This is a genomic window from Citrobacter sp. Res13-Sevr-PEB04-36 (genome assembly GCF_015672735.1).
GTDB lineage: Bacteria > Pseudomonadota > Gammaproteobacteria > Enterobacterales > Enterobacteriaceae > Citrobacter.
The window spans coordinates 169,583-185,727 of sequence record NZ_JADABY010000065.1; the positions used below are offsets into that span (position 1 = coordinate 169,583).

14 protein-coding genes are annotated in these 16,145 nt (G+C 47.5%); 6 read left to right on the forward strand and 8 right to left on the reverse strand.

Features of this window, described 5'->3' with window-relative positions; all coding sequences use genetic code 11:
- Positions 1-210 precede the first annotated feature (210 nt).
- From IMQ48_RS19130 to IMQ48_RS19155, 6 genes are all read left to right on the forward strand, one after another.
- Complete coding sequence (locus IMQ48_RS19130) at positions 211-1,329, forward strand: hypothetical protein (RefSeq protein WP_050150473.1); 1,119 nt, start codon at positions 211-213, stop codon at positions 1,327-1,329.
- Between the two features lie 19 nt (positions 1,330-1,348).
- Entirely contained in the window at positions 1,349-1,897 is a 549-nt protein-coding gene (locus IMQ48_RS19135; RefSeq protein ID WP_050150471.1) for a hypothetical protein, read from the forward strand.
- Between the two features lie 136 nt (positions 1,898-2,033).
- The gene (locus IMQ48_RS19140; protein WP_063922493.1) at positions 2,034-3,125 is read left to right on the forward strand and encodes a multiubiquitin domain-containing protein; all 1,092 of its coding nucleotides are present in this window, start codon (positions 2,034-2,036) and stop codon (positions 3,123-3,125) included.
- Entirely contained in the window at positions 3,122-4,504 is a 1,383-nt protein-coding gene (locus tag IMQ48_RS19145) for a ThiF family adenylyltransferase (protein ID WP_050150469.1), read from the forward strand. The genes IMQ48_RS19140 and IMQ48_RS19145 overlap by 4 nt, the downstream gene beginning before the upstream one ends.
- Entirely contained in the window at positions 4,501-4,842 is a 342-nt protein-coding gene (locus tag IMQ48_RS19150) for a DUF6527 family protein (RefSeq protein ID WP_050150467.1), read from the forward strand. The genes IMQ48_RS19145 and IMQ48_RS19150 overlap by 4 nt, the downstream gene beginning before the upstream one ends.
- A gap of 219 nt (positions 4,843-5,061) precedes the next feature.
- Positions 5,062-5,619, forward strand: a complete 558-nt coding sequence (locus tag IMQ48_RS19155) for a hypothetical protein (RefSeq protein ID WP_050150465.1) — start codon at positions 5,062-5,064, stop codon at positions 5,617-5,619.
- Positions 5,620-5,849: 230 nt separating this feature from the next.
- On the opposite strand, the gene IMQ48_RS19160 is transcribed toward IMQ48_RS19155, so the two are convergent.
- The 8 genes from IMQ48_RS19160 to IMQ48_RS19195 form a co-directional block, all read right to left on the reverse strand.
- The gene (locus IMQ48_RS19160; protein WP_216594546.1) at positions 5,850-6,005 is read right to left on the reverse strand and encodes a P-loop NTPase fold protein; all 156 of its coding nucleotides are present in this window, start codon (positions 6,003-6,005) and stop codon (positions 5,850-5,852) included.
- A gap of 115 nt (positions 6,006-6,120) precedes the next feature.
- On the reverse strand, positions 6,121-9,129 hold the full coding sequence (locus IMQ48_RS19165; RefSeq protein ID WP_072077405.1) for a type I restriction endonuclease subunit R: 3,009 nt from the start codon (positions 9,127-9,129) through the stop codon (positions 6,121-6,123).
- Positions 9,116-10,531, reverse strand: a complete 1,416-nt coding sequence (locus IMQ48_RS19170; protein WP_216594545.1) for a restriction endonuclease subunit S — start codon at positions 10,529-10,531, stop codon at positions 9,116-9,118. Before IMQ48_RS19170 ends, IMQ48_RS19165 begins: the two co-directional genes overlap by 14 nt.
- Before the next feature lie 5 nt (positions 10,532-10,536).
- Positions 10,537-12,921, reverse strand: coding sequence for a class I SAM-dependent DNA methyltransferase (locus IMQ48_RS19175; RefSeq protein WP_050150461.1), 2,385 nt, complete (start codon positions 12,919-12,921; stop codon positions 10,537-10,539).
- 11 nt (positions 12,922-12,932) lie between these two features.
- A complete protein-coding gene (locus tag IMQ48_RS19180; protein ID WP_050150459.1) occupies positions 12,933-14,660 on the reverse strand; it encodes a DUF262 domain-containing protein in 1,728 nt (575 codons plus the stop codon).
- Positions 14,661-14,678: 18 nt separating this feature from the next.
- Positions 14,679-15,584, reverse strand: a complete 906-nt coding sequence (locus tag IMQ48_RS19185; RefSeq protein ID WP_050150458.1) for a WYL domain-containing protein — start codon at positions 15,582-15,584, stop codon at positions 14,679-14,681.
- Between the two features lie 124 nt (positions 15,585-15,708).
- The gene (locus IMQ48_RS23235) at positions 15,709-15,828 is read right to left on the reverse strand and encodes a putative zinc ribbon protein (RefSeq protein ID WP_154975323.1); all 120 of its coding nucleotides are present in this window, start codon (positions 15,826-15,828) and stop codon (positions 15,709-15,711) included.
- A gap of 35 nt (positions 15,829-15,863) precedes the next feature.
- Entirely contained in the window at positions 15,864-16,064 is a 201-nt protein-coding gene (locus IMQ48_RS19195) for a hypothetical protein (protein WP_155412582.1), read from the reverse strand.
- Between the last annotated feature and the right edge of the window lie 81 nt (positions 16,065-16,145).

Here is a 16,145-nt window from a genome sequence, read left to right on the forward strand (position 1 = left end):
GAGATGTCAACGCCAAGATTTATGGCCGTTTTTGGGGGCAGACGATTTCCTAGACTCTCAAGAGATAAAACATGTTTCCCTCTGCGCCAGAATCCCACGTCTGAAAACCACCACTGAAACTTACAGGCTGAAATTGTAGCGATGTCATAGACGATTCATTAGAATAACTGGCATGACCTCTGCTGAAGATTGACAGGAACAAATGTAATAATGTTCAGTGATATTGATAAGCTTCTTAACGTAAATCCAGGCCTGACGGGGCGGGAGATCGCCAAGCATCTTGGATGTGATAAAAAAAAGGTCAATTCATTCCTGAGCCGAAGTGGGGATTTATTTAATCAGGATAAGGATTACAAGTGGTTTCAGTCCAAGAACAGAACTTTTGTTCTTTCTTTTCCTGCTGACACATGGATAACCCAAGATGACTTTGAGAAGGCTCTTGCCAATACTGGAAACCCTCTGGATGGGACTTACAAAGCAGCCGTCATAACCTTTCCCAAAAATTGTTCTCTGATGATGGTGGCCATTGCTAGGACGCTGTCTTTGCTTAACCAGCTGGCATCTCGAAATATCGCGGTTACTATCGATTTAAATAAATCTAAAAGAACGCGAGATTTCCTCAATCGCTCTGGTTTTTACGATTTGCTTGACCAGAAGATCACTGTCCTTCCCAGCAGACCCCAGCCTGGCAATTCTGATGCGGTAAAATATCTGGATAACAGTGAGGGTCTGGTTGAATTCGGCGCGATAGATATGGACTCAACAGAGGACAAACTCAGTGTGCTAATCAAGCGATTGGGCCAACGCTTCGTTTCTGAAACCTCCAAAGATTATCTTACTGTCATTATGACAGTTTTTAGTGAGTTCATTAATAATGTGAAGGATCACAGCAATAGCCTCATTCCTGGTTTTGCTGCTCTGCAGAGCTACAATGGAAAGGGAAGGAGAAAGCACATACAGACGGTGATTTCGGATAGCGGACTTGGAGTGGTGACAACCTTACGCGCAACGCTCAAGGGTAATTATCCTGAACTACACACAAAATTCCCTGCTGGTTCATTGAGTTCCGACATAGCTCTGATTAAACACGTTTTTTCTAACGGCAGAATTAGCCGCCATGGTTCAAAAGAAGGACGAGGCCTTGGTTTTGAGAGTTCCCGAAAGCAAGCCTCCAAAAACGAAGCGTTGCTCATCATCAGACAAACACATTTTAGCATTGAGCTAACTTACAAAGATGGTGAACTGGTTAAAGAAGAGGTTAAGGACAATCTGAGTTTGATAGACGGCACTCATATCTGCGTCGATTTCTTTATTGACACCCCTGAGTAAAACGGATTAATTTAATCAGATGAAACAGAAATCACTCATCATCAACCTTATCGAGCTTGTCGGCGACTCTTTTGCGTTCGGCAACGAAATGGGAAGAGCTGTCTTTGGTAAGCTCCAGAATATAGTGGACAATAACCCTCAGCAGAATGTGTTCGGCATTTCTCTTGAAGGAATTGACGCCACCGATGCGTCATTCCCAAGAGAAAGCGTCGTTTCGCTTGCAAAGTTGCTTCGTGGAGATAAAGGCTTTTACCTCATAGATGTCTCGTCTAAAGATCTGCTGGATAACTGGTCATATGCCGCTACAGCAAAAGACCAGCCAATTTTTGTCTATGACAGCAGTTATACGATCATCGGTTCTGTGCTGACCGAGGGCACAAAACAGCTCATTGATTTCATTATGCAAAATGAATTTACCACGACCAGTATGGTGGCATCCGCGTTCGATCTCTCAACGCAAAATGCAAGCGGTAAACTCAAAAAGCTTTATCGCGAAGGATTCATCTTGGGCAAAAAAGAAGTGGCTGAATCCGGCGGGCATGAGTTTGTGTATGTTCCGATAAAATAATTCTGTTAAATCTGCTTGTGTTAATCAGAGTTTGACGGTATTGTCCTGCTTGTTGGTTCGCCAACATGCATCATCTGATAAATCTCATTAAGTTAATCAGATGATATTAGACCGCTACCTGATGAGACTAAAATCTATGAATTCTCACGATAACCTAAGCAGTAAACCACTTCACTTCATTGAAATTGCGGGTAAGGACCTACAATTCCGTCAGGTGAATGTCGATGACCTCACTCTTACTGGCAGCCAGATCGGTGCTGCAGCGGGTTTCAAACCTGACCAGTTCCCAGTGATCCTGCAGATGCTGGCAAACGGTACGCTCGAAAGCCTCAGTCCAGGCGAGCTCGCTCGGCCAGGTGCTGACAATAATAAATTTATTGTTGTTATATCTGACCGGACCTACTTCTTCTCCGTTGATGGGGTGCGCCTGGAGTGGCCATTTAATCAGATCACAGGACACACTGTCCGTAAACTTGGGGAGGTGGTTGAAGGAAAACGCCTGCTGCTCGAAAAAGAGGATACTGCTGATGAAGAGATCCAGGGGCATCAGTTTGTTTCTCTTGAACCAGATGGGGTTGAGCGATTTATCAGCCGCGATCCGGTCTGGAAGCTCAATGTGCAGGGTAAAGTGTATTCTTTTGATACCCCCATTATCAGCGTCAGAGATGCAGTTGTGAGAGCGGGCCTCAATCCTGAACAGTCTTGGCATATCTTCTTCACTGTTGAAGGAAAACCAAAAGAAGAAAAAACCATCAACGACCATCTTGATTTGACGACCCCAGGCATTGAGAAACTGCGATTGACGCCACGCAATGTTTCAAATGGTGAAACTGCAGTTGCTCTTCGTCGCAATTTTGAACTTCTCGCCAAGGACGAGAAGTATCTTGATGAGATGGGGTTCCAGTGGGAAACGTGTGTCATTGACCAATCACGCTGGCTCGTTATAAGCGATTATGTAGTGCCTGAAGGCTACAACCAGAAACAGGTCCAGCTTGCTTTACTTATCCCGGCAGGCTATCCCATGAGCCTGCTGGATATGTTCTACGTTTTCCCTGCGCTTAAACTGTCAAATGGCGCGGATATCCCGGCGACACATATTGTAGCGGTTATCGATCAGAACACTTTCCAGGGATGGTCTCGCCATCGTCCATGGGATCCGGACACTGATTCCGTCATTTCCCAGCTGGCCATGGCTAACGGGTGTTTACTTCAGGAGGTGGGTCAGTGAGCGTAAACTCAAATATGGTGATACCAGAAGGTATCCACCAGCAACTTCAGCAACATCTCTTTCCAGGCGACGGCAAGGAATCGGCGGCAATATTGCTCTGTAACCGCAATGAAGGAAGCCGCCTTAAGCTGCTCGTAAAAGAGATCATTCCAGTGCCGGACGATGAATGCGAATCACGTAAAAATGATTTCATCTCCTGGCCTGGACTTTACTTGGAAAAGGCAATTGACGCTGCGGAATCAGCTTCAATGTCTATTATTCTGGTTCACTCACACCCAGGGGGGGGCTTTGAATTTTCAAAGTTAGATGATGCGAGCGATGCCATCACAATTCCTGCTCTTTATCAGGGCGTCAAAGCAGTACATGGTTCTGCGATAATGATACCCGATGGCAGAATGCGGGCTCGTTACTATAGTGATGGTCTCAAGGCTCAAAATGTAGATCTTGTGAGTGTTCCCGGAGATGATGTTTGTCTCTGGCGGTTTGACGATAAGGTGCCGCAAAAGGCAGTCATCGCATTCACCTCAGGAATGACTGCGTGCTTTAGTCATCTGACCGCAGCGGTCATAGGCGTTTCAGGTACCGGTTCAATTGTCGCTGAGCAGGTTAGCCGCTTGGGTTTTGGCAAAATATTACTCATCGATGATGACCACATCGAAGAGAAGAATCTGAACCGAATCCTTAATTCTACGAAGGAAGATGCCTCACATAATGTATCAAAAGTTGAGATGTTCGCCGCTGCTGTTAGCAGATTACGTGGGGAAAACGTCGCGACCGCAATCCACAGCTCAATCTTTGCCAGAGAAGCGGTATTAGCGGTTGCGGATGCTGACGTAATTTTCTGCTGCGTGGACAGCTACCAAGGAAGAATGGTAGCTGATCGTATTTCTTCTGCTTTCTTGATCCCGCTGATTGATGTCGGCGTAATAATACCCACGCATATAGAACCCGATGATGGCTTAAAGATAACCGACGTAAGCGGCAGAATTGACTACGTAAAACCCGGTGGAGCAACGCTGTTTGATCGCGAAGTTTATACGCCAGCCCTTCTACATGGAGAGATGCTCGCAAAGAGTCAGCCTGAGCTTTATGAACAGCAACTGGCTCAGGGATATATCACCGGCGTTCAAGAAGAAGCACCATCGGTCATTACACTGAATATGCGGGCTGCCTCTGCGTGCGTTTCTGAGTTTATTGCAAGATGCTTCCCTTTTCGTGAAGACCCTAATGGTCACTTTTCCCGTACTCGTTTTAGCCTCGCAGGTGCAGAAGAGGATTTTTATAAGGAAGATACTTTTTCAAAAAGGAATAATCTACTTCTTGCCGGTGGAGGCAGCGAGCCCCTGCTTGGTATGTCTGAACTGAGGGCTGCAAAATGAATTTTCTAAAAAAGATGTTCTCAATATTAATGTATAAGGCAGAACCAATCCTTCCGGCAAGGCGTCTGGTGATCGTTGATGGGGATATCTTGCCTGAAAAAATGCCATGGCGGAAAGTCATTTTGACAAGAGATGGGGGAGAAGACTGGAGTGTGGGGTTTAAGTGCCCCTGCGGATGCGGTTCTGTCATTGAGCTGCTTCTTCTTGAAGAGGCCAAACCACACTGGCGTTGTAGCATTGATGAAAATAACATTCCCTCTCTTTATCCATCAGTCTGGCTAAATAAAGGCTGTAAATCGCATTTCTGGCTAAAACACGGACGTATACACTGGGTTTGAGTTTTCCACATAAAAATAAGTGATGAATAAATTTTATAAACCAGTGACTCATTTATCAGCAATGAAGAATGGTTAGCCCTAGACCGATCTTAATTTTTAATTCACATAATTAACCTTTTAGGGAAAATATGGTTTCTTTCAGCGTCAGTTTGACCTACTCCCCTTCAATAAATCTAGCGCTGAGTTAGCAATGTTCGCTTTGGCACGGAGGAGAGAAAGATGGAAAATAGTAATCGACTTGCAATAACTAGCCTGATTGTATCGGTATGCGGTGTCATCATTGCGCTCTGTGCGCTGGGATTCTCGGTTTACATGGGCTGGCTGCAAAAAAATAATTACGAGATTTCAGTTCAACCTTACATTACTCTTGTACCAACTGTTGAGCCGGGAAAGAATGAGTATGGCTTTTATCTTTACAATGCTGGCATGGGCAAAGGGTATGTTGAACATATTGAATATTTTCTCAATGGAAGAAAAGTTGAAGGTAGTAATTCAGATGCCTTGATACAGATTGTTAATTATTTTGGTTTTAATAAAGACTGTTTTGCTTATGGGCATCCAAGGAAGGGCGATTCGGTATCGCTGGGTGAGATGAATACTCTTCTGGCACTTGGTGCGGGTGTGGCTTCATTAGCTCAGTGCAAAAAAACGTATGAAGACTTTTATAAAGTATTAAGGGCCCAAAATAACGCATTTACGGTCAAGTTAAGATATAGATCGATTTACAATATATCTTATCTTTATGACTCCTCCGATAATTCCCTTAGAAAAATATGATGATTGTCAGGGCGGTTCAGTACACCCCCTGGCCGTGATGACGGTCAGCCCCAGGCAAGCCTGTAGCGGAATGACTATTTACGGCTTGCTTTCGATTTTGAGTTCAAACGATGGATGTAACACATTGTTTAAACTGATATGACGGTGTGGCCTGCTCCTCTCAATTTAGCTGTATTAGCACAGAGTTGCCTGTCAGATTAGGTTTAGTATTGTGCCGCAACATTGTTAGCTCAAATCCGTACAAGCGACGATTTTCCTGGGCCCCAGCCTCCCGAGATCCCAATCGAGATTGGCCCCCCACTGTTATCTTGTATGAGTTTCGCACATACTTTTGCTACTAGGCGAAAATTAACGTCATCAACGGTGGTCTCATTGTCATGCCACATAAGTCGCACTATTGTTTTTTTTCGTTTAACCACCCGATTAGTAACTTCGGGCAGTTAAATAATTTTCGAAGTATGCATTAGGCTAACGCCGGTACAGATATTGAGCATTAGTGTGTCAAGTTTTCACCACAGATACACCAGTGTGCGCCGATGTCTTCGGTAACACACCACTCGGATGATATGTCGAGTCGAAAATCATATCTGTTAGCCAACGTTTAAAACTGGGGTTGTCGCTAAATTGTTTGAACAGCTCAGTGTGATCGGAGATTAGCTCAAGAACTACACGATTTAGCGCTTTGTCATGCTCTAGCTTCGCGTTCTCTTTATCTGAGTTGGCCTGAGCATTCTGGTAGGCCTTATCTTGTGCGACGCGGGCAGGTATCTCTTCAGTGATGACCTTGCGGATTTTGTCTCCGTCCTTCCATTCGATATTGCCAAACATATCGTTGAAGGCCTTAATAATATTCGATAGTTTGTCGATATCTGGTGTACCACTGCCACCACCACCACCGGGAGGGGGGGGGGCGATGAAGGCATCTGCATCATCCATCGACATCTTGAGCGATGCCTGTGCTTCAACCCGATAGCTGTCCATATCGATACCTTCCAGCACGCCTTTGGAAAGATCTTCCTCCTTTGGTGCAGGGAGCTTGGGAATCAGGAAGTTCAGGAAAATGGCCAACTTTTCCCAGGCTGGATGGCCGTAAGTTAGGATTGCGGAGAGGAAACCATAGCTACGGACGAAGGCTTTGGCTTTGCCTTTGAACTCAACTTGGTCATCTTCGTTCAGATTATCAATGTACTCCACAACGCAGGCGTCGAGGATTGGGTCGAGTTTGTCCCGGTCAGCGCCCGTAACATATAATACCACTAAGTCCTCAACCTGCTGCCAGCTGTAAACCTGTTTCACGTCGAGATCGCTCTTCAAGTCATGCAACCTATTAGGATCGGTTTCACCAGCTTGGACTGTTGTACGATAATAGTCTTGGAAGGCTGTCCTCACGGCCTCAGCGTTGTCGGCAAAATCCAGAACGAAGGTATCTCGCTTCTGTGGGTGAGCACGGTTTAGCCTTGAAAGCGTTTGAACCGCAAGCACGCCTGCTAACGGTTTATCCACGTACATAGTGTGTAGCAGGGGCTCGTCGAAACCCGTGACGAACTTATTTGCGACTATCAGGAAGCGATATGGATCTTGTTTGAGCTTTGATGGAATATCTTTACTTGGAAAATCATTCAGATCAGCCTCGGACTTCTTCTCCCCGTTGACTTCGAAGTCGCCTGAATATGCCACGATAGCCTTGAACGGGATCTTAAGAGTATTAAGGTAGTCAGATACTTCTCGATGATAATCTATGGCTCGTGCAATGCCGTTACAGACGATCATCGCTCGGGCTTTTCCGCCGATCTTCTGCTTTCCTACCACCTGGGCCATGAAGTGATCGACCATTATTTCGGCTTTCTTACGGATAGCTTTGTCGTGAGACTCTACATAGTGGCGAATCTTTTTCAGCGCCTTAACTTTGTCAAAATCGGGATCGTCTTCGACCGTTTTGGCGACGTGGTAGAAACTGTCCACCGAAGTGTAGTTAGCAATCACGTCGAGAATGAATCCCTCCTGAATTGCCTGCTTAGTAGTATAGGTCAGCTCCTCCGGTGGGCGAAAGTGCACCTCACCACCTTCCAGATAGCGCTCACCGAACAACTCTAACGTCCTGTTTTTCGGCGTAGCGGTGAAAGCGAAGTAGCTAGCATTAGATAGCATTTTCCGTGAAACGATCAGCTTGTTAATTATATCTTCAACAGATTCGTCCTTAATTTCATCATCATCGCTATTTGTGCCAGACAGAGCCATATGCATCTTGGCTGTTGTCTTTCCTCCTTGGCTGGAATGCGCTTCGTCAATTAAAAGTGCAAACTTCTTGTTACCGAAATCACTTATCTCATCGAGAATGAAGGGAAATTTCTGTACCGTCGTCACTATAATTTTTTTGCCTTTGCGCAAAAAAGTTCGCAGCTCGGCAGCATCCTCGGAATGACCAAAGATCGAAGCTACGTGATCGTAACTCTTGATGGTACGGGCTATCTGGGTGTCCAATGCGCGGCGGTCGGTGATGACAATGACGGAATCAAACTGAGCCAGCATGTTATTGGAGGTGGTTTTTAACTCAACAAACTGATGGGCTAGCCATGCAATGGTATTGCTCTTGCCGCTGCCAGCCGAATGCTGAATTAAGTAGCGCTTACCGACCCCATCTTCACTCGTGCGGCGGAGCAAAGCTCGAACAGTACGTAACTGGTGAAAACGTGGGAATACCTGTTTGCGCCTTTTCTTGCCCTTTTCGTCCTCTTCCAACACTACCTGTGTAAAGTTTTCAATGATGTTGGCAAGAGATTCTTTTTTCAACACCTGTTTCCACAGATAGTCGGTCTTCAAACCGTGAGGGTTGGGAGGATTGCCTGCGCCACTATTCCAGCCTTGGTTGAATGGTAAGAACCACGAGGTCTTACCCGTGAGGTGAGTGCAGAATCGCACTTCAGCATCATCTACCGCCATGTGTGCAACACAGCGACCTAGTTGAAACAGTAATTCTGTCGGATTACGGTCAGTCTGATACTGCGTGATAGCATCAGCCACCGTTTGTTTGGTAAGCGAGTTCTTCAACTCGAAGGTTAGTATCGGGAGACCGTTGATAAAAATCACCATGTCCAGTGAGCGCTGTGACTCGTCGTTACTGTAATGCAACTGTCGTGTAACGCTGAAAATGTTCTTGCTGAAGTTCTCGGTAGCACTGACGTTGCCTGGGGTCGGTAGCAGCTTGTATAGGTCGAGGTGCTCAGGACCGTGATTGATGCCTTTGCGCAATACGTCAACTACACCGCGTTTTGTAATTTCGCCTTGGAGTCGGTGCAAAAATTGCGTGCGCTTAATACCCTCATTGCCCAGTTCCAATGCGGTAAAAGCTATAGGCTGAGTGGCCTGCAGGAATGACAATAGTTGCACTACGTCCACTGCTACATCGCGGTTGTAGTTAGTTGATTTGCCCTGAACGTAGCCACCATTATTACAGAGGTCGCTCACGATCAGGGCTTCCAACCCTTTCTCGCTGGTGTCAGTCATCGTCATTTTCGTTCTCCAGATCGGTGTCGATTTCCTCGTCATCACCAAGTGCCACTAAGTCTTCCTCGGTTATCAGATCGTCAGGACTTGGTACCCAGTTGCGCACGTCCACTTGGCCGGTTACGACATCAGCAATAAGGCGGTCGCGGTACTCGCGGATTAGCTTGATTTCTTCTTTTGCGCGCGCTACAGCATCGTCAAGCGGTTGGCATTCTTTGGCGATCCAATCGCAGATGGCTTTTTGCTCTTCAATTGGCGGCAGAGCAATAATGGCGTTTTTCACATCGTGCTTGCCGAGTGCGAACCGAGTAACGCCGCTAGCCAGAATATGGAACTGTTGGGCAATGCGTGCTGAGCCAATAGCACGGAATAAGAACTCGCCCATCACTCGCTCGGGTTCAGGTCGCAACAGCCCGAGGTGGTAGGCGCAGACTACGCCTGGTAGATCTTTCGGAACCCATGCGGGCACCCCGATATCGTCTGGCGATTCCGAGTCCTTGGTGATGATGACATCGTCCGCTTTCAGCGTTAAGCGGGTGATTTCAGCCGCAGTCGCGGTTGCTCGCATCAAATCCATATCCTCAGTGATGCGGTCATTCTTGTAAACATCGGTATAGTTACATAGACGAACTGGCGTTTCGCCGCCATGTGAATGCTTGTCTACACCACTGAAGCGCACATCAGCGACGTGCTTGAGTAATGCGACATTCCAATGCTCAGGTATGTCCCCCAACCATTCGACATTTGAATACGTCAAAGGTACAGCAGTCTCCAAACCGTGTGTCACGGCGTGATCGATGATGCGCTGCTTCTGTTCTAAAAGTAAGGCGATGAGATTGCGTTTAGCCTTGATAAAGCGCGCTATACGGGAATCCTGCGCCTGCAGATAGACAACGATTTGGTCTTGTTCAAGGCGTGGAGGTTGCAGCAATCTGATATCGAGAAACTGGTCTGGATACAGGCGCAGGCGCGAGGATTGGATGCCCGTCGAGCGACCAATGTATTCAGCGACATAGGCGCGGGTGCGCAGAAGATAGTCGAGATATCCGGGATTAAAGCTATCGGTTCGATGTGGCCGATAAACCCCGTATGCGGGGCTTACAATACCAGCGTGCCTACTAGTACCAAGCGCTGCCATCCAGGCCCATAGTGTGTTGATCACAATGTCACCAGGACGGCATAGCTTGGAACCAACATAACTAGCGGCCTTAAACATCGTGACTTTCTTCTGGCTACGCGGCGTAATACCCGTTAAATGCGATACGGAGAGTAATTCTTCCTGCCCCGTTTTGGAGCGCTCATCAATCTCGCGAAAGAAGGTCTTGGCACGCTGTTCGTTCCAATGTTCCGGCACAGGTGGTAACCAGCGCATACATGCTGTGCGGTAGCTTGGATAGATGTTCTTCATTGCTATTACTCAGCTCCTATGATCTTGTGTAATAGACCATCGGTCTGTGCTTCCAACTTAAGAATGTCTTGGCGAATCTGCTCTAGTGTCCGAAGTGGCGTCGGTTTGTAGAAATTGCGAGCGAACGATATCTCATAGCCGATCTTTATGGCATCCATGGCGATCCAGGCATCTTGTGCGTGGGGAAGTACTTCACGCATGAAGAAGGCTTCGACTCCACCAGGCTCTTTAAGCGGCACCTGCTCTGTGTCACGCAGGTCGGTATCCGCCTCGTATTCAACTATAAAACGGTCCTTGCCAACTGTTTCCAAATACGCGCCATCATAGCCCTGCTCGAAAAACTCGGATGCCTTGATTTTACTGCGTTTAGCTATAACCGGTGGAGCTGTCTCGTCGCGCCAGCTCACGGCTTTATATATGATTTTCTTTTCGGCAGCGCTCAACTTTTTATTATGTGCCTTCATGATTGAATCAAAGCGTAAGCGGAACTCGTTATGGTCCTCAAATACATCGGAACCAAGTTCCTGTTGCGCCAGTTTGGCTATTTCCAGAATGTTTTTATCACGTAACCACGTTGATGGGTCGAGTAGTTTTTTACGCCGCTTCTCAGGTACTACCTTCTTGGTGACCTTGGAATTATCATCATCAGACTCATCTTCAGTGTCTTCGTCGTCACCTTTCAGCCATAGCTCTATTTCTGGTTTGAACTTGGTAAATTCGGTATACAGCTTGTCACCATATTTTCCATAAATCTCGTTACGCAGTTCTTCGTCACCAGTAGCAAAGCGTAGGCTTTCGATGCTGCTTCGTTTCAGTTGGCTCTTAAGGCGCAAAGGTCGCTCGACAGTAATCTTCCAGTAACCGAAGTCTGCATTATCAAACCATTTAGACTCAGGCGTTGCCTTTGCGGCTTCTATATCAGCGGGTGGTTGGTCGAAATAATGTTTCATAATGCGTTCAATGTCTGCGTCCCCTAGCTCGCAGTTCTTTTTGCCAAGATTTCGACGCAAAGGCAGGAACCATTGGGAAGCATCGATTAACTGTACCTTACCTCGTCGGTGTTCGGGTTTCTTGTTAGCTAACACCCAGATATAGGTTGCGATGCCGGTGTTGTAAAAGATGTTAAGCGGCAAGGCGATAATGGCTTCTAGCCAGTCGTTTTCCAGCACCCAGCGGCGAATGTTACTCTCGCCTTGCCCGGCATCACCAGTAAACAATGCTGAACCGTTATGCACTAATGCGATTCGGCTGCCTAACGCTGTGTTGTGCTTCATTTTCTGGAGCTTATTCACAAGAAACATAAGCTGTCCGTCGCTTGAGCGCGTTATGAGCTTAAACTCAGGATCGTCACCATGATTGACAATAAAGCGCGGGTCGCTGAACTCTTTTTTGCCCCCCATTCGCTCAAGGTCGGTCTTCCAACTTTTGCCGTAAGGCGGGTTGGAAATCATGAAGTCGAACTCGCGAGACCGGAATTGATCGGCCGATAATGTCGACTTATCCGCACCACCGACAATGTTCTCTGCATCATCTCCTTCGCCCTTGAGCAATAAGTCCGCCTTACAAATTGCATAGGTTTCCGGGTTTATCTCTTGCCCAAATAGGTGAATCGATACTTCTTTGTCGTGGCTGGCTGCTAACTCGTGCAGTGTCTCTTCGGCAACAGTTAACATCCCACCGGTGCCGCAACTACCGTCGTAAAGAAGGTAAGTACCTGACTGGATTTGATCAGCCACAGGCAGGAACAGCAATTTAGCCATCAGCTTGACTACATCACGCGGGGTAAAGTGTTCACCGGCCTCTTCATTGTTTTCTTCGTTGAAACGACGGATCAGCTCTTCAAATACAGTGCCCATACCGTGGTTGTCTAAGGCAGGCAACTTAATCCGACCATCCGAATCCTTTACCGGCAGCGGAGACAGATTGACTCCTGCGTCCAGGAAGTCATTGATCAGATGACCGAGAATATCGGCTTCAACCATCGTCTGGATCTGATCTCTAAATTTGAACTTCGCCAGGATATCCTGAACATTCGGAGAGAAACCATCCAAGTAGTCAATAAAGTTGTCGCGAAGGCGCTGCCCATGCCCACTACTTGTGAGTGTGGTAAGAGTGAATTGAGATGTGTTATAGAATGCCTGTCCTGACGCCATCCGCAGCGCACCGTCTTGCTCTGCGATATTGTGCGTGTCGAGGAATTTCTTGCGCTCAAGTACCGCCTTTTTGGTTGATTCTAGCACTGCATCCAGACGCCGTAATACGGTGAAGGGAAGGATTACATCACGGTATTTACCACGTACATACACATCACGAAGACGGTCATCGGCAATGTTCCAAATAAAGTCAGCAATCCACTTCAGGTTGCCAAGGTCTTGTTGTTTCTTTTGCATCTATATATTCCTTAACTCGCTACCGTGCCAGTGCTGTCGGTAAAAGCGAGGTTCCAATGTTCTTTTAGTACGCCGACAAGGCGTTGCTGGCGTTCGGCCAGAATCGCAGGCGTCCATTCGTTTTCTGATCTGACTTCTTGGGTAAGTACAAAGGGAGATGCGGTGCCCTTACCCTTGAAGTACACGCCCTTTTTGGTTTTGAAGTCGTAGTTACTGGCGGCTGGGTTCTTACGGAAATGTAGAGGTACCAGATTTGCCAGTCGGTGTGTCCAGGCGTCTCGCTCATCATCGTCAGGGAACCACTTGAGCCAATCTGAGTCGACTGGCGGGTTTTGTGGTAGAACGTGTTCCAGCGACAGATAGTCGAATGACAGTCTTTTGCTGCCATCGCTAGACAGAGCTTCGAGACGCAGTATTAGTGCCATCCGCGCCTTTGTCAGCTTACGGTAAATATCACCATTAAGTGCTGTGAGAAACTCTTTCTTTTGTGTATCCGTTAGAGCAAGAGTCGTGAGCGCATCAACACACCCCTTGAAAGCATCTAGCTCGATTTCTTTAGTTAGCGCGGCGTAGGTTTCGATACGCTCGTTGATCCCTACTTTAGTTACCAGGAGGAAGTAGGTCAGGCGTTCCAGCGATTGGAGGAAGTCGGCAAGCTGCTGGGGCTGCTGTCGGAATCGCTTGAAATAGACGAGAGCAGGTGGAACCCAATCCTTGAAGTCCACGCGGTTGAGCCACGACAGGTATTCATTGATTGTTTCAGCATGTTCAGTCGCCTCAAAATCTGCATCACGCACGAATCCCCACATTTCGGCATAAGGCTTAATGACCTGATCGATCAGGTCGATGGGGGCTTTATCCCCAATGACGTGTTCTTGAAACTCTTTGACCAGCGTGTACTTCTGCTTTTTCTTGGCGTAAATGCTACGAATGTGGCCGAACAAATCACCGAAAGCATCGCGACCCAGCGAGCTTTCAATACGGCTCCATTCTTTGGCGTAGGCGCGGCTCTGGGTTTCGCCTACCATGGTGCGGATCATGCCTAGCATCTGTGCTTTGATGATATCGATGGGTGCTAAGTCAAGTCCCCGGTTGTTAAGCACGGAGAAGATGCGGTACGCAGCGTCAAGATCTGGTGTGGAGATGACAACCAGTGAACATTCATTTGCGAGAAACTGCCACAAGGCAATGAGATCTGAAGGTGACAGAGCCTTTGCTTTTTCCAGCAGCAGCGTAGCATTTTCTCGGTAACGCAGACGGCTGTCTTCCAGTTTGTTGGTACTGGCGACTAACTGCGCAATGCCACTCGGCTCCTGAATGTGAGTACAGAAGAAATCGGCATCTTCCTCGCGGGCAATCAACCGGTATTCGTTTTTCTCACCAAGACTTATTTTGCCTTTTTTGTAAAGGAAATCGGTGATGTCGTCTGCGGCATCCGGCATAACGATCCGCAGTACGGCGAATAACATTGTGAGTGTAGACAGACGTTGCTGGCCGTCAACCACTGATGACTGAGGGTCTCTGTCGTTCTTGATCAGAACAATGCTGCCAAGGAAGTATTGTCTGTTGGCTCCAGAGATGCGGGCATCCAGCATTGCGGAATACAGGTCATCAAATAACTCTGTTGCCTGTTCGATAGTCCAGGCGTAGGGCCGCTGGTAATCCGGAATTTTGAATTGGTAGCTACCTTCAAAAATCTCGCGGATCAGCTTGTCGTGCGCTTCAAGTGTCTTGGCCATTGTGTTTGTTCTTTTTTATCACTTTTGGGAGCTGTTTGGCGCTTGGTAACCAGGAGCCAGATTGGCGTTATCTATACCGTATAATGCCAGCGGATCTTTGAGCCAGAGGCGGTACTGTTCATCTTTGAGGCGGTAGTCCGGCGAGCAATCCACGCTCCATCGTCGCAACATGTAACCAGCCACTGCTGCACGCACGCGCATCCGGATTGAGCCTTCAATCATCCCGTAATCCATCTTGATTATCTCGGGTCGAGGGAGGCGGGGGTGTGGCACTAAGCTCAACTCCACTATCCGGGTCCACTGAATGTCGTTGTCTGAGCGCTCATTCGAATGAACCTCTTCGTCGAGCAGGTTTGGTGATTCGATGCGTGTAACGACGAAATCGCGGAACTCGCCGCTCTTCCGATCAAAGGCACGAACGTGCCAGCGCAAGCCTGTATCGACTAAAGCTAAGGGCACGATGATCCGTTCAGATTCACCACTGCTCATTGAGTGATAACGGATAGCGACTGGTTTCATGGTATGGATTGCACGGCAGATAGGAGCAAGTACATCCATCTTGGGGGTGCTTAAAGCAGTAGGAGATTCGCAAGGTAACATCGGCTGCGATTCACCGTTTATTCCATCTCCAAAGCCCAGAGCTAGTGCGGACAGAACGCGTTGTGAAGAGTGCTCGAACAATGGGGAATAGGCCAGCCCGATGCGGTAAATCTTATGGCTACCATCGAAAGTGATGTTCTGCGGCGCGATATCCCTATACAGCGCTAGATCGCGCGTGGCTCCTGCGGGTGCTACACCGAAACGTTCGATTAGGTCAGGACGGCCAATCACACCGAAGAAGTAAAGCCGGAAATCGATATAGGCAAGTCGCTCGCGCTGGGCAAGACTTAAATCCTCGACATGCTGAGAGGATGTGCTAACCATGCGCGCAGGCCAAAAGAGAAGAACGTTTATTTCTGTAACTCATACCACACCGAGAATGTAATCAAATTGATGATATCATGCGCTGGAATTTGTATATCTTCAAGACGTTTGATAATTTCGTAAATTAAATACTAAATTGGCCCATCTCTTCCCACTTCCTACAGTAGATCGCCGTCTTACACACAGGACACTTTTTCTCACCACGAAAACCCGTCTTACGGATGACGCAATGCCAGTCACGCATCGGTAATGGAGCAAGAAGCTCATAGAGGAGTTTTTCTAAGCTTGAAGTTGGGCCTGAGTTTTGGCGCTTTCCTCCAGATAATCACAATGGGTTATATGCACTAGTGTGATTTCGGATTCGATACGTTTAAAGCAGGCTTTCTGGTCGAGAGTGTCGGGATAAAAGGCTATCAGGCAGTGGTACAGATGGTAGGTGTAACGCTGACCAATCTCTGGCTTGGCCTGTGTAACACGCACCAGATGACCTTCTCTATTGAACGCGAGGGTTGTATCTGAGTTACGTAGTATAGTCTGGAGTACTGCTCGTGCTGCAGTAGC